Raw genomic sequence first — 17,675 nt, 5'->3', positions numbered from 1 at the left:
GAGCAGATCCGCAACTGGTTTCACCATGAGAACGCTGAACCCGGTGTGCTCCGACAAATGTTCCGATCGACCCTGACCGGACTGGGGAGAGTCGAACTGCCATGCGCCGAAGAGACTGTTTTTGAAGAGGCGGTGACAAATCTTGCCCGCCTGGAAGTCGTCGTACTCAACAGCACCACGGGCGACGAACTGGGGTACGACGTGAAGCCCGGACGACAGCTAGTGGCAGTGGGCGGCAATCGTCTGTCACGTGGCCTAACGCTCGAAGGCCTGACGATCGCCTACTTTCTGCGTACCACAACGCTGGCTGACGCACTGCTACAGATGGCCCGCTGGTACGGCTTCCGTGCAGGGTACGAAGACCTTATCCGCATCTGGACGACAGAGGGCATCGCGCAGTGGTTTGTGGAGCTGGCATTGGTCGAAGAGTCCTTGCGTGACTCCATCACGGCATTGAACAAGGCCGGACGCCGCCCAGACCAGATGGCCATCCGGATGCGCGCGCATTCCAAGCTACTCCTTACCAGCAAGAACAAGAGTAGGATGCAAACAGATGATGCCAGGTCATGGTCCGGGGACAACCCACAGACGATCCTGTTTCCTATGCAAGATCGGGAACTGCTGGAGCGGAACGTAGACTTAGCGTCAGCGCTGCTGCGACAGCATCCTCCGACACAGGATGCACATGGCGGCTCCCTCGCACACGATGTACCAGCCGATGACATTGCGCTGTTCCTACGGCGATACGAGGGGCATCCGAACAGCATCGCGTTTCAAGGTGCAGAAATTGCGGACTGGATCCTGGAGCGCGCAGAAGTAGGAGAGTTGACGAACTGGACGGTTTTTGTAGCCAACCCGCAGAGGGAACGGCAGGTCCTCCTGGGCGGAAGGCCCTTCGGCCTTGTGCGACGTTCGTTGCAGGCCAACGAATCGATCGGCATTCTGATCGATCCACGTCACGAAGGTGTGGACCTGCATGGCGGACCGGAAAACTACCGCGCTGCCTCAGGCTTCAACGCCCGGGCAATGCGCGAGGACCGACCCACGCAGCAGGGGTTGCTCCTGCTCTACCCACTTGATCCAGAGCCGCTGCGCGCGCCAACACAGGCCGTGCTGGGCCTTGCTCTGTCCCTGCCCCGAACGACAGATGGCGACCAACGGTTTGTCGTGAACCGGGGGGTTCGCCATGAGTGAGCTTTCACAGGAACGCTGGGTACGTCTGCGCGAACAACGACCGCCCCACGAGGACATCTACGAAGCAATTGCTGAGGATTTCGAAGCCGCGCTGATCGGCGTTTCGGCAGATGGCCGATTGCACCTGTTGCTGGCGATTGATGTCGCTCCGCAGAGCCTACCTCCGGATCTGCAGAGTCTCCAGGTACGTATCCTGGAGGGCGGCCAGATCTGGATAGATGTGTCCGCCGGCAGTCACCACGAAGAACTGCTCACGCTTGTCACCAACAAGGTCCTTCATGCCATGCGTATCGAAGGCCGCGATCCAGCAGTAGCAGTGGAACGGATCATCGACGACATGCGCGCAGCGCTGCGCCCGCTCGCACCTGACCTCAGCATGGCAGAGCAGATCGGCCTTTTCGGAGAACTCTGGGTGCTTTCAAATGTACTTTTGCCGACCCTCGGCACTCGGGTAAGCCACCTTTGGAGCGGACCGGAAAGCGAACGTCATGATTTCGTCGGAGAGAGTGTTCATATTGAAGTGAAAACCACCACGCGGTCGGACCCGAAGCACGAAATCTCTCGCTTCGATCAGCTGAAGGCGCCTGTCGGCAAACGTCTCCTGTTTGTCAGCGTCATGCTTGAGAAAAGCCTGGGCGGCGAAGAAACTCTGGCAGACCGAATCGATGAAATTCGGGAAAAGCTTGGATCCGATGGACACGCTCTCGACGTCTTCGATATGCGTCTGGCTCAGATCGGTTGGCACGAAGGACTTCGGCAGACCGGTGCTCTTCTCAGATTCAACTTTCGCGATGTCCACGTGTTTGAGGTAACCGGGGCATTTCCACGACTGCCTGACGACTACGTGCCACCGCTGGGCGTTACGAGCATCAAGTACAGCATTAACGTTTGCAACCTACCATCTCTCGATGTCATGGATGTTCGGCACATTCTCGAGTTTGTTTGACGCGTACCCCACACACTCAGCGCCAGCACACGCCATGTCACTGGGGATCAAATTATCTCGGGCGAAGGCAATGGTTAGTGAGCGACGATCCGACTCCTTGTGAATTGAGTGGCCGGTCATGGGGGAATAAAGGTCGTTCGTCTTGCTGGGTCTCAAACGCCCCGTGACGGGTTTTTAATCGCTCAATGCTTGAGCTTGATCGACTGCTCTCAGCCTGAGGACTAAACCGCTCGCGCGGTAGCCTATCGCGAAGGCCCTGACGCAAAGTAAACATCACGCCCCTGTCTATGTTGGCGAGCGAGGCAATCGGCCTCGTTCTTCGACAGGAGCGCGATCATGATCCCTTCGACCCAACCTCTCTCGCCGCTGCGCCAACGCATGCTCGAGGACATGCGAATGCGCAAGCTGGAGCCTCGCACACAAGAAGCCTACATCCGGGCTGTGCGCAAACTGGCCGCTTACCTCAAGCGATCGCCCGACGCGGCCACGGTGGAGGATCTGCGCAATTTCCAGCTCCATCTGGTGGACACGGGCTCATCTCCCATGACGCTCAACGCCACGCTCACGGGCCTGAAGTTCTTCTTCGACATCACGCTGGGGCGCATTGAGCTGATGGCCAAGATGCAGCCCGTGAAGCTGCCTCGCACCTTGCCTGTGGTCCTGAGCTGCGAAGAAGTCTCACGCCTTCTGGCTGCGGCCCGCAACATCAAGCACCAGGTGGCTCTATCGGTTGCCTATGGCGCAGGTCTTCGCGCCAGCGAGGTTGTCAGCCTGAGGGTCACCGATGTCGACAGCCAGCGCATGACGCTGCGCGTGGAGCAAGGCAAGGGCGCCAAGGATCGCTACGCCATGCTCAGCCCTGTCTTGCTGCAGCGCCTGCGCACCTGGTGGCACCTCGCCCATGCCCAGGGCAAGATGCTGCCTGGCGGCTGGCTGTTCCCAGGCATGACGCCCTTGGAGCCTCTCTCGATTCGTCAGCTCAACCGCGCCGTTCATGCGGCGGCCGAGGCCGCTGGTATCAACAAGCGGGTCACTACCCACACCCTGCGCCACAGCTTTGCCACGCATCTGCTTGAGCGCAAGGTCGATATCCGCGTGATCCAGGTGCTGCTGGGGCACAAGAAGCTGGAGACCACATCAATCTACGCCCACGTAGCGACTGACCTGCTACGCGAGGTGATCGGCCCGCTGGAGCCCATGCCGCCCGCCTGAAGGTGCGCGCGTGCAGCGGCCCTATCTGGAGGTCGCCGACATCTTCCACAAGCATGGCGTGACAGCCAGCGCGGCCGCTTGAGCCTGGCCCAGCTCAAGGTCATGTCGGCCATCGACCAGTGCCGCACAGCGGCACTGGGGGGACATGTGTTGCGTTGTGATGGCTGCGCCACCGAGCAGGTCTCCTACAACTCCTGCCGCAATCGCCACTGCCCCAAGTGCCAAAGCGCTGCAGCCAAGCGCTGGCTTGACGCCCGCCAGGCCGATCTGCTGCCCGTCGAGTATTACCACGTGGTCTTCACGCTGCCCGCGCCCATTGCCGATCTGGCGTAGCAGAACAAGGTCGAACTCTATGGGTTGCTGTTCGATGTAGCAGCCGAGGTCCTGCAAACCATCGCGGCTGACCGCAAGCATCTGGGTGCACGCATTGGCGCCACGCTTGTGCTGCACACCTGGGGTTCGGCATTGACGCACCACCCGCATGTGCATGGCATCGTCCCAGGCGGTGGGCTGGCCCCTGACGGCAAGTCCTGGGTGGCTTGCCGACCGGGCTTCTTTCTGCCGGTGCGCGTGCTGTCCAGGCTGATGCGACGGCGCTTTATCGAAGAGTTGTTGCGCCTGCACCAAGTGGGGAGGCTGAGGTTCTTTGGAGAACTGGCGGCGTTGGCGGATGGTGCCTTCTTTAACCAGTGGTTGGCTCCGATGCGCCAATGCGAGTGGGTGGTCTATGCCAAGAGGCCGTTTGCCGGCCCCCAGGCAGTGCTGGCCTACCTGTCTCGCTACACGCACCGGGTGGCTATCTCCAACAGCCGGCTTGTTGCGATGGATGGGCGCGGGGTAAGTTTTAAATGGAAGGACTACCGTGCCAAGGGGAGCACGCGCCACAAGACCATGACGCTGGCGCCCCAGGAATTCATGCGCCGATTCCTGCTGCATGTGCTGCCCGGCGGCTTCCATCGCATCCGCCACTATGGCTTGCTGGCCAATGGCAACCGTAGGGAATGCCTCGCGCTGGCGCGCGAGTTGTTGGATGCCGTCCCCGCACAAGCCGTCACCCCCAGCAGCGATGAGCAAGCCGATGGGTCGTCCAGCGCAGCGGCACCAGTCTTTGTCTGTCGACACTGCGGTCACCCGATGGCCATCGTGCACAGTTGGATGCACGGGCAGGCGATTCGCGCACCGCCTGCGTCATGAATAGCTCTGCGCGCCACCGCTTGTCTTCGATGTCGATGCGCTTGTGCCCGTCGACAGGGGCGGCGCACGCATGTCGCCGCGAACGGATCTGTATGGCCTGCGAAATACTCGGAAACAGGCGACTGATCAGCAATGCCCCAGGCCCCGCCCACACACAACGGCACACTGGCATGGCCTGCATACGGGCTGTGATCGTCAGGCCGCTGCCCGAATCCCCATAGCGTTTGCGCCCGGAACACCCGCGTTGGCGTTCCCCGCGGTTTCCTCCCCCGAGGCTTGTGCGACACCTGCCCTCAGGCCGTGGGTGATCGTCGTTTGGATGCCAGTTCCGGGCAGGTATCCCACAACCCTAAACAGAAGCGGTCAACTGACGAGCTATGACGGAATTGCATTTTCTCTGAGAAGAAAACTTCAGTGCAAGCGCGTTCCAGCATGCAATCGAACTTCTTAACTGCAGGGACTTTCCTGGAAAAATGAAGCTCAAACACCCGACAACCGAATCCCGAAAAAATTTACAGAGTTAATTTTTACATTACAGAGTTTATTTTTACGATCAGGTTGCATCCGCCGAGCGCAACGGTCATTCGACCGTCACGCTCTTGGCCAGATTGCGCGGCTTATCCACATCCGTCCCCCGTGCACAAGCCGTATGGTAGGCCAGCAGCTGCAACGGCACCACATGCAATATGGGGCTGAGCAGGCCGTAATGTTCGGGCATGCGGATGACGTGCAGGCTCTCTCCGCTCTCGATACGGGTGCCAGCGTCGGCCACCACGTACAGCTTGCCGCCACGCGCGTGCACTTCCTGCATGTTGCTTTTGAGCTTTTCCAGCAGCGCATCGTTGGGGGCCACCGTCACCACCGGCATGCTGCTGGTGACCAGGGCCAGGGGGCCGTGCTTGAGTTCGCCTGCAGGGAATGCCTCAGCGTGGATATAGCTGGTTTCCTTGAGTTTGAGCGCGCCTTCGAGCGCAATGGGGTAGTGCAGGCCCCGGCCCAGGAACAGAGCGTTTTCCATGCGGGTAAAGTCGTCGGCCCAGTTGATGATCTGGGGCTCGAGCGCCAGCACCGCTTGCAGGGCCACTGGCAGGTGCCGCATGGCTTTGAGGTGGGCAGCTTCTTGCTCGGTACTCAAGCGTCCTTTGGACTGTGCCAGCGTCAGTGTCAGCAAAAACAGGCCTGCCAGTTGCGTGGTGAAAGCCTTGGTGCTGGCTACACCAATCTCGATCCCGGCGCGCGTAATGTAGGCCAGCTTGCATTCGCGCACCATGGCGCTGGTGGCCACGTTGCAGATGGTGAGTGTGTGCTCCATGCCCAGGCTTTGTGCGTGGCGCAAGGCGGCCAGGGTGTCGGCGGTTTCGCCCGACTGGCTGATGGTGACGACCAAGGTGCGCGGGTCGGGCACGCTGGTGCGGTAGCGGTATTCGCTGGCCACCTCCACCTGGGTGGGAGTGCCCGCCAACTCTTCGAGCCAGTACTTTGCAGCGCAGCCGCTGTAGTAACTAGTGCCGCAGGCCAGGATAAGCACGCGGTCGATTTCCTTGAACACGCGCCAGGCAGCCGCGCCTGGCACACCCTGCTGCGCGATGCCGTCAAACAGCTCGGGCACGATGCCTTCCACACCTTCCAGGGTGTCGGCGATGGCACGTGGCTGCTCAAAAATTTCCTTTTGCATGTAGTGCCGGTAGGGGCCCAGTTCCACCGCGCCGCTGTGCGCCTGCACAGTGCGCACCGGGCGCTGTGCAGGCGTCAGGGCTTGGCGGTCTTTGCCGACGATCCAGTAGCGGCCGGGCTGCAGGTCGACCAGGTCGCCTTCTTCCAGATAGACGATCTGGTCCGTCACACCGGCCAGGGCCATGGCGTCGCTGGCCAGGAAATGCTCTGTGGGCACCGTAGCTTCTGGGGTAGCGCCCTGCCCCACGCCCAGGATCAGTGGCGAACCGGCGCGTGCGCCCACCACGCGCTGCGGCTCGTCCTTGTGCATGACGGCGATGGCGTAGGCGCCATGCAGTTCGGCCACCGCCGCCTGCACCGCCTCGAACAGGTCGCCGCTGTAGTGGCTGTCCACCAGGTGGGCGATGACCTCGGTGTCCGTCTGGCTGGCAAACACATAGCCCCGGCCCTGCAACACTGCGCGCAGCTCTTCGTAGTTTTCGATGATGCCGTTGTGCACCAGGGCGACGCGGGCGCTGCCTTCAGCGTTGGTGTCTGTGCCGTGGCTGAAATGCGGATGGGCGTTGTGCACGGCCGGCGCGCCATGCGTGGCCCAGCGGGTGTGGGCAATGCCGGTGGTGCCTTCGATGCGCTCGGTCTGCACCTGCGCGAGCAGTTCAGCCACGCGGGATGTGCTGCGGGCACGCTGCAAGCCAGCCGACAGCCCCGCCCCGCTGGCCGCGTGCACGGCCACGCCGCAGGAGTCATAACCCCGGTACTCCAGCCGCTGCAGGCCTTGCACCAGGATAGGAACGATGTTGCGCGTAGAAACCGCGCCGACGATGCCGCACATAGGGATGGTCTCTTTTTGAATAGATGCGGCATCCTATGCCTCTGATCTAAAAATTATGGATTGAATTTTTAGTTTTTATGATCAAATATTTCATCAAATGAATCGCATGAACTTTGATTTCATTTATATTGAAATTATGGAATCAATAACACTCGACAAAGTAGACCTGCAACTGCTGGACCTGCTCCAGCACGATGCGGGCCAAAGCAATCAGCAGTTGGCTGCACTGGTGCATGTGTCGCCCCCGACCTGCTTGCGACGCATCAAGCGCCTGCACGATTCGGGCCTGATCGAGCGCCAGGTGGCCATCGTGCAGCCCGACCAGCTTGCCGCCCTGCAGGGCCACGGGCTGGCGTGCATTGTGGAAGTGACGCTGGATCGCCAAGGTGCCGAGCACCTCGACGCCTTCGAAACCGTGGCCGTGGCAGACGACTGCGTGCAGCAATGCTGGCGCGTCTCGCCCGGGCCTGATTTTGTGCTGGTGGTGCATACGCGCGACATGCCAGGCTACCTGGCGCTGTCGCAGCGCCTGTTCACGGGCGTGGCCAATGTGCGCAATGTGCGTGCCTTCTTTGCTACCCACCGGGCAAAATTTACGACAAAAGTGCCTGTAACGCATGACTGACAAGCGCTAATAGCTTTTATTTTTATAGCAAAATCACCTGCACACCTTGCCATCCCAGGCCATGCGCGTAGAGTGGCTATCAGGAGGCTCCTACATGGAATTCAAGGACTACTACCAGGTGCTCGGCGTGGACCCGGGCGCCACGGCCGACGAGATCAAAAAAGCCTTTCGCAAGCTGGCGCGCCAATACCACCCCGATGTGAGCAAGGCGCCCGATGCAGAGCAGCGCATGGCGCAGCTCAACGAGGCCTATACCGTGCTGTCCGACCCTGAAAAGCGCGCAGCCTACGATGCCTTGAGTGCGCAGGCAGCCGCCCAGGGCGCACGCAGCGGCGGCGACTTTCACCCGCCGCCCCACTGGGATGCCGGTTTCGCCTTCTCCGACGCCAGCGACCCCTACGATGGCGCAGGCAGTGGGCAGCACAGCGATTTCTTCGAGCAACTCTTTGGCCAGGCCGCACGGGCGTACCGCAGGCAGGGGTCACCGGCAGGCGGCGCGCAGCGCGGGGCCGACCAGCACGCCCGCATCGAGCTCGACATCCCTGACGCCTACCAGGGCGGCACGCGCACCATCCATCTGCGCACAGCGCACCTGGACGCTGGCGGACATGTGGTACCCGAGCAGCGCAGCCTGGAAGTGAAGATTCCCAAAGGTATGCGCGAAGGCCAACTGATCCGCCTGGCAGGCCAGGGCAACCCGGGGCTGGGCGGCGCCCCAGCGGGTGACCTTTTTCTGGAGGTGCTGTTCCGCCCCGACCCGCGCTGGCGCGCCGAGGGCCGCGACATCTACCAGCCCCTGCTGCTCGCCCCCTGGGAGGCCGCGCTGGGCGCCAGCGTCGAAGTACAGACACCTGCGGGCAACCTGGAAGTGACCGTGCCCACGGGCTCCCACGCGGGGCGCAAGCTGCGCCTCAAAGGCCGGGGCATCCCCAGCAGCACGCCGGGCGATCTGTACCTGGAACTGGGCGTAGCCCTGCCGCCCGCCGACACCGACACCGCACGCGCCGCCTGGGCTGCTCTGGGCAAGGCCTTTCCCCATTTCAATCCGCGCCAGGCGAAAGCCGCGCAAGGAGCCTGACCATGCCGCATGCATTCCACACCCCGGCGCAACTGGGCGAATTGCTGGACGATGCCTCCCTCACGCTGGAAGACCTGGCCCGCGCCTGCTGCCGCGCCCCGGAATGGGTGAGCGAGCGTGTCGAGGCGGGGGTGCTCGAAACCACCCCGCCCAGCAGCCCCGCCGCCGGGTTCGTCACCTGGCGTTTCAGCAGCGCCACCCTGGTGCGCGCACGGCGCGTGGCCCAACTGGAAGCTACCTTCGACGCCGACCCCTACCTGGCGGCCATGACCACCGATCTGATGGAAGAAGTGGCCCACCTGCGCCGCCGTCTGCGCCATCTGGAAGAAGGCACAGGCACGGCACGTGGTGTGCGGTAAGCCCTTGTTGGGCAGCGTCTGTTAGCCTTGACCATTGCCAGGAACCACCCCGCCCAGCACGCCATGTCCGCAGCAACCGACACCCAGCATCCGCCGCCCCACCGTGGTGACAGCGGCCCCGCTTCGCGCCGCCGCGTCTTCCACCGCATTTACCCGCTGCGTATTCTGGGCATGGGACTGGGCGGCTTGCTGATAGGCAGCGTGCTGCACCAGCACGGCATGCTGGGGCACTATGGGTGGCTGGCGGTGGTGTCCTTTTTTCTCTGGCCGCACATCGCCTATCTGTTGGCCCGCTACAGTGCCGACCCGTTTCGCGCTGAAATCCGCAATCTGCTGATCGACTCGGCCCTGGTGGGCCTGTGGGTGCCGCTGATGCAGTTCAACCTGCTGCCCAGCGTGGTGCTTGTCGCCGTGACCACCTACGACAAGTTCAGCAGCGGCATCAAGCGCCTGTGGCTGTATTCGCTGCCGGGCATGCTCGGCGCCGGGCTGCTGACCACCCTGCTGGTGCGGCCCGAACCGAGCCTGGAAAGCGGCCTTTGGGTGGTAATTTTCACGCTGCCCATCATCGTTGTGCACACCATGGCCGTCAGCATCGCCAGCTACCGGCTCATTCGCACCGTAGCGCGGCAAAACCGCCAACTCGATGAACTGCGCCGCACCGACGCCCAGACCGGACTGGCCGCACGCAGCCACTGGCAGGAAGTGGCCAGCGCCAGCCTGGAGCGCTTTCATACCCATGCCGAACCGGCCTGCCTGCTGATGATCGACATCGACCATTTCAAACACATCAACGATCTGCACGGCCACACGGTAGGCGATGAAGCGATCCGGGTCGTGGGCCGCGTGATCCGCGACTGCGTGCGCGCCCAGGACCACGCCGGCCGCTACGGCGGCGATGAATTCGTGGTGGTCTGCAGCAATGCCAGCACCGCCACGGCGCAGGCCATGGCCGAGCGCATCCGCGAACAGATTGCCACCGTGCGCCTGCGTGAGCTGCCCGGCCTGCGTCTGACCAGCAGTATTGGCCTGGCCGAGGCCACAGACCGGCAACTCCAGTTGCGTGACTGGATCAACGATGCCGATGCTGCCCTCTACCGCGCCAAGCACCTGGGGCGCAACCAGGTCAGCGCCTTCCCGGCGCCTGCGGTGGCCGCAAACGCACCTCTCTCTGTGGCGCCTGCACCAGGCCTCTGAAATTTGAAAGAAAAGTGACTCCAGCGCTTACCAGTCAAGCGCTGGTAGCTCTCATTTTTGCATCACTCGATGAACGGCGTGGCCCCAGAGCCCGGCCAAGACACGCGCACCGTGCAGCCTTCACCCGGCACGGCCGTAGCCTGCACCTGGCCGCCGTGGCGCCTGGCCACGGCGTGCACCAGGGCCAAGCCGGTGCCCACGCCCTCAAACTCGTTCTCGCGGTGCAGGCGCTGGAAGATACCGAACAGCCCTTTCGCCTGCGCAGGGTTGAAGCCCACGCCGTTGTCCTGCACCCAAAGCATGCACCGCCCATCGGCAGCGCGCTCGGCCCCTACGGCGATGCAGGCCGGTGCCCGCCCCTGCGTGAACTTGAGCGCGTTGGACAACAGGGCATCGAGCAGAGCGCGCAGCAGTGCCGCATCGCCCTGCACGGTCGCTGGCACCACCTGCCACTGCACGGCGCGTCCTTGCAGCGTTGCGGCCAGCGGCGCGCGTGCCTGCTCTAGCAGCGCCGCCAAATCCACGGGTTCCAGGCGCAGCGGCGCTCGGTCAATGCGGGCCAGGGCCAACAGGCCATCGAGCATGCGGCCCATGCGCCGGGCCGATTGGTCCATGGTGCCCAGAAAGGCCAGCGCCTCCTGCCGCGCTTCGGGCTCCAGGCCCTGCACCTCCTCCAGCAGCTCGCGCACCAGCGGCCCATAGGAGGTGATGTGGCGCAGCGGCGCACGCAGGTCGTGCGATACGGCGTGCACCCATTCGTCCTGTGCAGCCACCTGCTGCGCCCACTGCTGGTCGCGCTGTGCCAGCAGGGCACGCAGCGCAGGGGCATCGAGCGCGGCGTAGGCGTCCGCCCCCGGCACGCCGGGAGGGGCTGCGTCCAGGAGGGGCGTGCTCATGGCTTGGGCTGCTTGGCAGGACGCTGCCAGTCGGCAATGCTGACCTGCCGTCCGCGCGCCACGCCCAGCGCGCCGGGGGGTACGTTCTTGGTGATGGTGGAGCCCCCCCCCACCGTGGCCCCGGCGCCAATGCGTACCGGCGCCACCAGCACGCAGTTGCTGCCAATGTGCACATCGGCACCCAGCACGGTGCGGTGCTTGTTGGCACCGTCGTAGTTGGCGGTGATGCTGCCCGCGCCGAAATTCACGCGCTCGCCCACGGTAGCGTCGCCCAGGTAGGCCAGGTGGTTGGCCTTGGCACCGTCGGCCAGGGTGGCGTTCTTCACCTCTACAAAATTACCGATGTGCACCCCGCGGCCCAGTTGCGCACCGGGGCGCAGGCGGGCAAAGGGGCCCACCAGTGCGCCCTCGCCTACGGTGGCGCTCATCTGTTCGCCGTCAATGTGGGTGTAGGGGTGGATGACGGCCCCCGCGTCAATGCGGGCGTTGGCAATGCAGCAGTGCGCGCCAATCTGCACGCCCTCGCCCAGCACCACGCGGCCGGTAAAGATACAGCCGACGTCGATTTCCACATCCTGCGCGCACAGCAGCGCGCCGCGCACGCCGGTGCGCGTGTCGTCGCGCAGATCAAAGCGCGCCGGGTCGGCCAGGCGCACGCCCTGCTCCATCAGCGCAGTGGCCTGGCGCAGTTGGTGGGCGCGCTCCAGTTCGGCCAGTTGCAACGGGCTGTTGACGCCCGCCACCTGCAGCACATCCACGATGCGGTGCGCCACCACAGAAGCGCCGTCCTGCACGGCCATGGCGACGATGTCGGTCAGGTAGTACTCGCCCTGGGCGTTGTCATTGGTCAGGCGTGCCAGCCAGCCGCGCAGCAGACGTGCGGGCACGGCCATGATGCCGCTGTAGATCTCGGTAATCGCGCGCTGGGCCTCGCTGGCGTCCTTGTGCTCGACGATGCCCTGCACCGCGCCGTCGGCATTGCGCACGATGCGGCCATAGCCCGTGGGATCGTCCATGGTCACCGTCAGCAGCGCCAGCTGCCCGCCGGGCACCGCCTGCGACGCGGCCACCAGCGCGCGCAGCGTGTCGGCCTGGGTCAGCGGTACATCGCCCGAGAGCACGACCACGGTGCCGTCGTCCTGCAGCTGCGGCACGGCCTGCTGCACGGCGTGGCCGGTGCCCAGTTGCGGCTCCTGGCGCACAAATTTCAGGTCAAAACCACCTCCAACGCTTGCTGCACCTGCGGTAGCAGCTTCTACTTCTGTAGCGCAGTGGCCGGTGATGACGATGGCGCTGCGCGCCTGCAGATGGGCGGCCTGGTCCAGCACATGGTGCAGCAGAGCCCGCCCGCCCAGGCGCTGCAGCACCTTGGGAATGCGGCTTTTCATGCGCGTGCCCTTGCCGGCCGCCATGATGAGGATGTCGATGGGTGTCATGGCAATCTGTGGTCGTCCGGCGCAGGACCGTCCCCGCCGGGAAAAGCAGCCGATTATCCTGAATCCGGCACGTGGTGGGTGCGCTACGCTATCGATTCATCCAGCGCATCAATACAGCTCTTCACATGCCTACCCCCTACGCACCCACCTCCCTGCTGCGCACCCGTCCTGTGGCGGCGGGCCACTGGCGCGCGTTCCTGGCCGTGGCGCGGCATCTCAGCTTTCGTGCGGCCGCAGAAGAACTGTCACTCACGCAATCCGCCGTGAGCCGCCAGATCCAGGCGCTGGAGGACGAAGTGGGCGTGCCGCTGTTCCTGCGCCACACCCGTGCCGTGGAGTTGACAAGCGCCGGCGCACAACTGCAGCGCGCCGTGGCGCCCGCACTGGAACGCATAGACGCCGCCGTGCGCATGGTGCGCCAGACAGCAGGGCGCAAGAACGTGGCCATCGCCACCTGGGCCAGTTTTGCCTCGACCTGGATCATCCCGCGCATGGAAGCCTTCCAGCGCGACCACCCCGACATTGACCTGCGTATCGACGCCAGCGATGTCCCGGTCGACCTGGACACCGCCGACATTGACCTGGCGCTGCGCTACAGCCTTCCCAACGTACGCCTGGCGAGCGCTGAGCGCTTGTTTGGCGAGCAACTGGCCGTGGTGGCCAGCCCCTGGCTGCTCAAAAGCATGCCGCCCGTGCGCGCACCCGTCGATGTGGCCCGCTTCACCCTGATCGAAGCAGGCGATGCGCACCGCAGCCTGCACCTGGAATGGCTGTCCTGGCGCCGCTGGTTCGACACCCTGGGCTGCCCCCAACTGCAGCCCCAGCGCTGGCTGTCCTTCAACCACGCGCACCAGATCGTGCAGGCCGCGCTCAGCGGCCAAGGCCTGGCGCTGGCGCGCCTGCCCTTGGTGGCAGACGCGCTGGCCCGGGGCGACTTGGTGGAGGTGCTGCCCGGCCACCGGCTCGATTCGCCGCTGGCCTACTGGCTGCTCGTCGGCCCACGCAGCCAGCAGCGCCCAGAGGTGCAGGCCTTTTGCACCTGGCTGCGCGCCGAGGCTACGGCCACGCGCACCGCTCTGGGGGAGGCGGCAGAACCCAGAGCGCCAAGCCCCTGAGTATTAAATCAATAGCTACAACCGCTTGATGGATAAGCGGTTGAGGCATTTTCATCCAATTACTCACCCAACAACACGCGCGCAAACTTGCGCTTGCCCACCTGCACGACGTAGCTTCCCGCCGTGAGCTTGAGGCCCTTGTCGGAAACCACCGCTCCCTCGACGCGCACGCCGCCACCGTCGATCAGGCGGTTGGCCTCGCTGGTAGACGGCGCCAGGTTGGCCTGCTTGAGCAAGGCACCGATGCCCAGCGGCGCACCCGACAGGTTCACCTCGGGAATCTCATCCGGCACGCCGCCCTTGCTGCGGTTGGTGAAATCCTGCTCGGCTGCATCGGCGGCTGCCGCACTGTGAAAGCGCGCGGCAATCTCTTTGGCGAGCATCACCTTGGCGTCCTTGGGGTTGCGGCCACCCGCCACCTCGGCCTTGAGCGCGGCAATCTCGGCCAGGCTCTTGAACGACAGCAGCGTGTACCAATCCCACATCAGCGTGTCCGAAATACTCAGCACCTTGGCGAACATGGTGTTGGCGTCTTCGGTGATGCCGATGTAGTTGTTCTTGGACTTGGACATCTTCTCCACGCCGTCCAGACCGACGAGCAGCGGCATGGTGAGCACACACTGCGGCTCCTGGCCGTATTCCTGCTGCAGGTGGCGCCCCATCAGCAGGTTGAATTTTTGATCGGTGCCGCCCAGCTCCAGATCGCTCTTGAGTGCCACCGAGTCGTAGCCCTGCAGCAGCGGGTACAAAAACTCATGCAGGCTGATCGAACTGCCGGCGGTAAAGCGCTGGTGAAAGTCGTTGCGCTCCATCATGCGCGCCACGGTGTACTTGGCCGCCAGCTGGATCATGCCGGCCGCGCCCAAGGGTTCGCTCCACTCGCTGTTGTAGCGGATCTCGGTGCGCGCGGGGTCGAGCACCTTGGCCGCCTGGGTGTAGTAGGTTTCGGCGTTGGCCTTGATCTGCTCGGGCGTGAGCGGCGGGCGCGTGGTGTTGCGTCCAGACGGATCGCCGATCAGCGTGGTGAAGTCGCCAATCAGGAAAATCACCTGGTGCCCCAGGTCTTGCAACTGGCGCATCTTGTTGAGCACCACGGTGTGGCCGATGTGGATGTCGGGTGCCGTCGGGTCCAGCCCCAGCTTGATGCGCAGCGGCTGACCCTTGGCCTGCGAGCGCGCCAGCTTTTGCACCCACTCGTCCCGGGGCAGCAGTTCCTCGACGCCGCGCAGCGACACTTCGAGCGCCTGTGCCACGCCATCGGTGACCGGGAAAGTTGTAACAGCGGAATGATTCATAAGGGTTTTCCAGGGTGTCGCACCAAAAGTGTTCGCTATACTTGCGGCCACATCGCAGTGGCGGATTCTAATTGGCCCGCCATTCCAGACGACTTCTGGAGCACTGCGGCACTGACAGTTCGTGTGTCGTGCAGCCCCTGGCCCCCGCGCCCAGTGCCTGCAGCAGGCCCACACTTACCCTGGGGATTGCATCTTGAATCATGGCTTGACCACCACCGGCGCCGCATTGCTCGATCGGATTTCCCAAGGCATTCAGAAACACCCCAAACGTATCACCGCCCTTTTGGCCGCGCTCCTGCTGACCGGCGGCGGCGGTTCTTTTGCCGTTGCCTCCCTGGCGCCCGATCCGGCCGACCTGCCGGTGCGCATGATCGAGCAACCCATTGATTCGCTGGTCAGCGGCACTTCGCTGGCCGCTTTGACCGAGCAACCGGGTTTCTCGCTGTTTCGCTCCGAGCAGGTGCGCAGCAGCGATACGGCAGAATCCCTGCTGCAGCGCATGGGCGTGGCAGACCCTGCCGCAGCCGCCTTCCTGCGGCGCGACAGCGCCGCGCAGCGCAACCTGCTGGGCCGCACCGGCCGCCTGGTATCAGCGGAAACCACCGACGACCACCGCCTGCTGCGCTTGACTGCCCGCTGGGCCCACGATGACAGCGGCGATTTCAAGCGCCTGGTGATCGAAAAATCCGATACAGGGTTCACCTCACGCATCGAAACAGCCCCACTCACCACCTCCAGCCGACTGGCCGGTGGCGTGATCCAGAGCTCGCTCTTTGCTGCAACCGACGAAGCGCGCATTCCCGACGCCGTGGCCGTACAAGTGGCCGAGCTGTTCTCGGGCGACATCGATTTTCGCCGCTCCCTGCGCAAGGGAGACCGGTTCTCCATCGTCTATGAAACCCTGGAAGCCGATGGCGAGCCGCTGCGCAGTGGCCGCGTGATCAGTGCAGAGTTCCTGAACAATGGCAAATCCCATCAGGCCCTCTGGTTCCAGGAGCCGGGCTCCGCCAAGGGTGCCTATTACACCCTTGACGGCCAAAGCATGCGCCGCGCTTACCTGGCCACGCCTCTGGAGTTTTCCCGCGTGTCCAGCGGTTTTTCCATGCGCTTTCACCCCATTTTGCAAAAATGGCGGGCCCACCTGGGCACCGACTTTGCGGCCCCTACCGGCACCGCCGTGCGTACCGTGGGTGATGGGGTGGTCGAATTTGCAGGTGTCCAGAACGGCTTTGGTAACGTCATCTACGTCAAACACCGCAACCAGCACGTTACGGTCTACGCCCATTTGAGCCGCATCAACGTGAAACAGGGCCAGTCGGTCGCACAAGGCGAAAACATCGGTGCCGTCGGCTCTACGGGCTGGGCTACCGGCCCGCATCTGCACTTCGAGTTCCGCGTCAACGGCCAGCACCAGGACCCCATGACCATCGCACGCCAGAGCGAGGCCGCCACGCCGGTGTCCGCTGCAGCGCGCCCGGCGTTTGACCGCTTGGCCGCAATAATGCGCATGGAGCTGGCGTCCGCCGAGTCCATACAGCAGGCCAGCGCTGAATAAGCACAGCATCTGCGCGGAGCCTCTTCCCGGCACTGCGGCCCACGAGCATACCTATGTCCGAGCTTTACATCGGCCTGATGTCGGGCACCTCGCTCGACGGCGTCGATGCTGTATTGGCCGATTTTTCCGGCCCGCGCTGCCGTGTGCTGGCGCACCATGCGGCCCCCTTTGACGACACCACCCGCGCCGAGCTTCTGGCGCTCAACAGCCCTGGTGCCAACGAACTGCACCGCGCAGCCCTGGCCGCCAACGCTCTGGCTCTCCACTACGCCAAGGCCGTGCACGACCTGTTAAAGAATACTGACATACCCGCCCATGCGGTGCGGGCCATTGGAGCCCATGGCCAGACTGTGCGCCACCGTCCTGGGGAATTCGACGGCACGGGCTATACCCTCCAGCTCAACAACCCTGCCCTGCTGGCCGAACGGACTGGCATTGCCGTGGTGGCCGACCTGCGCAGCCGCGACGTGGCGGCTGGCGGCCAGGGCGCGCCTCTGGTGCCCGCCTTTCACCAGCACATGTTCGGCCAACCGGGGCAGGACTTGCTGGTGCTCAACATTGGCGGGATTGCCAACCTCAGCGTACTGACTGCTGGCGGCCATGTATTGGGTTTTGATTGCGGCCCGGGCAACGCCCTCATGGACCATTGGTGCCAGCGCCATACGAAGCAGCCATTCGATCGGGACGGTAGCTGGGCGGCCAGCGGCCAGGTGCTACCCGGTTTGCTGGCCTTGTTCAACGAGGAACCTTACCTGCACCGGGCGCCGCCCAAAAGCACGGGGCGCGACCTGTTCCACCCCCAATGGCTACAGAAGCAACTGGCAGTTTTTGGCTCCGCATCTCCCGTCGATATCCAGGCCACACTCACAGAATTCACTGCAAGCGCTTGTGCAGCAAGCGCATCAAGCTATAAAAACAATAGTGCATCTTTGGCAGTCTGTGGCGGTGGTGCATTCAACCAGTACCTGATGAAACGCTTGCAGGCACTGCTGCCTTCGCTGCGGGTGCAGGCGACCGATGCTTTTGGCTTGCCGGCCCTGCAGGTGGAGGGTGCTGCCTTTGCCTGG

At 63.8% G+C, this 17,675-nt stretch carries 14 protein-coding genes and 1 pseudogene; 11 read left to right on the top strand and 4 right to left on the bottom strand.

Going from position 1 to position 17,675, the window contains the following annotated elements; all coding sequences use genetic code 11:
* From ACYVOC_RS05585 to ACYVOC_RS05570, 4 genes and pseudogenes are all read left to right on the top strand, one after another.
* Window positions 1–1,194: Z1 domain-containing protein (locus ACYVOC_RS05585; protein ID WP_461161126.1), on the top strand; the 1,194-nt coding region annotated here is incomplete at its 5' end.
* Window positions 1,187–2,140 carry a PD-(D/E)XK motif protein gene (locus tag ACYVOC_RS05580; RefSeq protein WP_461161125.1) on the top strand — a complete coding sequence of 318 codons (954 nt, stop codon included), beginning with the start codon at window positions 1,187–1,189 and terminating at the stop codon, window positions 2,138–2,140. The genes ACYVOC_RS05585 and ACYVOC_RS05580, both read left to right, overlap by 8 nt.
* A gap of 336 nt (window positions 2,141–2,476) precedes the next feature.
* On the top strand, window positions 2,477–3,352 hold the full coding sequence (locus ACYVOC_RS05575; protein WP_461161124.1) for a tyrosine-type recombinase/integrase: 876 nt from the start codon (window positions 2,477–2,479) through the stop codon (window positions 3,350–3,352).
* Window positions 3,353–3,362: 10 nt separating this feature from the next.
* Window positions 3,363–4,546 (top strand): annotated as a pseudogene (locus tag ACYVOC_RS05570) (IS91 family transposase).
* Between the two features lie 580 nt (window positions 4,547–5,126).
* Here the strand turns inward: ACYVOC_RS05570 and glmS are convergent.
* Window positions 5,127–7,052: a glutamine--fructose-6-phosphate transaminase (isomerizing) gene (glmS, locus tag ACYVOC_RS05565; RefSeq protein ID WP_461161123.1), complete on the bottom strand. Its 1,926-nt coding sequence runs from the start codon at window positions 7,050–7,052 to the stop codon at window positions 5,127–5,129.
* A 136-nt stretch (window positions 7,053–7,188) separates the two neighbouring features.
* Here glmS and ACYVOC_RS05560 point away from each other — a divergent pair, with 136 nt between their 5' ends.
* The 4 genes from ACYVOC_RS05560 to ACYVOC_RS05545 all read left to right on the top strand — a co-directional run bounded on the left by ACYVOC_RS05560 (window position 7,189) and on the right by ACYVOC_RS05545 (window position 10,311).
* A complete protein-coding gene (locus ACYVOC_RS05560; RefSeq protein WP_461161122.1) occupies window positions 7,189–7,677 on the top strand; it encodes an Lrp/AsnC family transcriptional regulator in 489 nt (162 codons plus the stop codon).
* 94 nt (window positions 7,678–7,771) lie between these two features.
* Window positions 7,772–8,755, top strand: a complete 984-nt coding sequence (locus ACYVOC_RS05555; protein ID WP_461161121.1) for a DnaJ C-terminal domain-containing protein — start codon at window positions 7,772–7,774, stop codon at window positions 8,753–8,755.
* Between the two features lie 2 nt (window positions 8,756–8,757).
* A complete protein-coding gene (locus ACYVOC_RS05550; protein ID WP_116002925.1) occupies window positions 8,758–9,114 on the top strand; it encodes a chaperone modulator CbpM in 357 nt (118 codons plus the stop codon).
* Window positions 9,115–9,177: 63 nt separating this feature from the next.
* The gene (locus ACYVOC_RS05545) at window positions 9,178–10,311 is read left to right on the top strand and encodes a diguanylate cyclase (RefSeq protein WP_461161120.1); all 1,134 of its coding nucleotides are present in this window, start codon (window positions 9,178–9,180) and stop codon (window positions 10,309–10,311) included.
* 62 nt (window positions 10,312–10,373) lie between these two features.
* Here the strand turns inward: ACYVOC_RS05545 and ACYVOC_RS05540 are convergent, their stop codons facing one another.
* Together ACYVOC_RS05540 and glmU are read right to left on the bottom strand one after the other, a co-directional pair.
* Entirely contained in the window at window positions 10,374–11,207 is an 834-nt protein-coding gene (locus tag ACYVOC_RS05540; RefSeq protein WP_461161119.1) for a sensor histidine kinase, read from the bottom strand.
* Window positions 11,204–12,643, bottom strand: coding sequence for a bifunctional UDP-N-acetylglucosamine diphosphorylase/glucosamine-1-phosphate N-acetyltransferase GlmU (gene glmU, locus ACYVOC_RS05535; protein ID WP_461161118.1), 1,440 nt, complete (start codon window positions 12,641–12,643; stop codon window positions 11,204–11,206). The genes ACYVOC_RS05540 and glmU overlap by 4 nt, the downstream gene beginning before the upstream one ends.
* 125 nt (window positions 12,644–12,768) lie before the next feature.
* On the opposite strand from glmU, the gene ACYVOC_RS05530 reads away from it, so the two are divergent.
* Entirely contained in the window at window positions 12,769–13,758 is a 990-nt protein-coding gene (locus tag ACYVOC_RS05530) for a LysR substrate-binding domain-containing protein (protein ID WP_461161117.1), read from the top strand.
* A gap of 59 nt (window positions 13,759–13,817) precedes the next feature.
* Here the strand turns inward: ACYVOC_RS05530 and tyrS are convergent, their stop codons facing one another.
* A complete protein-coding gene (gene tyrS, locus ACYVOC_RS05525; RefSeq protein ID WP_461161116.1) occupies window positions 13,818–15,053 on the bottom strand; it encodes a tyrosine--tRNA ligase in 1,236 nt (411 codons plus the stop codon).
* 193 nt (window positions 15,054–15,246) lie between these two features.
* Between tyrS and ACYVOC_RS05520 the strand changes: the two genes are divergently transcribed.
* Both ACYVOC_RS05520 and ACYVOC_RS05515 read left to right on the top strand, forming a co-directional pair.
* Complete coding sequence (locus ACYVOC_RS05520) at window positions 15,247–16,608, top strand: peptidoglycan DD-metalloendopeptidase family protein (RefSeq protein ID WP_461161115.1); 1,362 nt, start codon at window positions 15,247–15,249, stop codon at window positions 16,606–16,608.
* A 53-nt stretch (window positions 16,609–16,661) separates the two neighbouring features.
* Window positions 16,662–17,675, top strand: a 1,014-nt coding sequence (locus ACYVOC_RS05515; protein WP_461161114.1) for an anhydro-N-acetylmuramic acid kinase, incomplete at its 3' end; no start/stop codon positions are given.

The organism is Simplicispira piscis (assembly GCF_054783455.1).
This window is presented reverse-complemented; position numbering and strand designations above follow the sequence as displayed.

What these genes read in the sequence shown, in the direction of transcription:
- ACYVOC_RS05575 (WP_461161124.1), top strand. Translation starts at nt 2,477, where the DNA reads ATGATCCCTTCGACCCAACCTCTCTCGCCGCTGCGCCAACGCATGCTC.
- ACYVOC_RS05560 (WP_461161122.1), top strand. Translation starts at nt 7,189, where the DNA reads ATGGAATCAATAACACTCGACAAAGTAGACCTGCAACTGCTGGACCTG.
- ACYVOC_RS05545 (WP_461161120.1), top strand. Translation starts at nt 9,178, where the DNA reads ATGTCCGCAGCAACCGACACCCAGCATCCGCCGCCCCACCGTGGTGAC.
- ACYVOC_RS05530 (WP_461161117.1), top strand. Translation starts at nt 12,769, where the DNA reads ATGCCTACCCCCTACGCACCCACCTCCCTGCTGCGCACCCGTCCTGTG.
- ACYVOC_RS05550 (WP_116002925.1), top strand. Translation starts at nt 8,758, where the DNA reads ATGCCGCATGCATTCCACACCCCGGCGCAACTGGGCGAATTGCTGGAC.
- tyrS (WP_461161116.1), bottom strand. Translation starts at nt 15,053, where the DNA reads ATGAATCATTCCGCTGTTACAACTTTCCCGGTCACCGATGGCGTGGCA.
- glmS (WP_461161123.1), bottom strand. Translation starts at nt 7,052, where the DNA reads ATGTGCGGCATCGTCGGCGCGGTTTCTACGCGCAACATCGTTCCTATC.
- ACYVOC_RS05555 (WP_461161121.1), top strand. Translation starts at nt 7,772, where the DNA reads ATGGAATTCAAGGACTACTACCAGGTGCTCGGCGTGGACCCGGGCGCC.
- glmU (WP_461161118.1), bottom strand. Translation starts at nt 12,643, where the DNA reads ATGACACCCATCGACATCCTCATCATGGCGGCCGGCAAGGGCACGCGC.
- ACYVOC_RS05580 (WP_461161125.1), top strand. Translation starts at nt 1,187, where the DNA reads ATGAGTGAGCTTTCACAGGAACGCTGGGTACGTCTGCGCGAACAACGA.
- ACYVOC_RS05540 (WP_461161119.1), bottom strand. Translation starts at nt 11,207, where the DNA reads ATGAGCACGCCCCTCCTGGACGCAGCCCCTCCCGGCGTGCCGGGGGCG.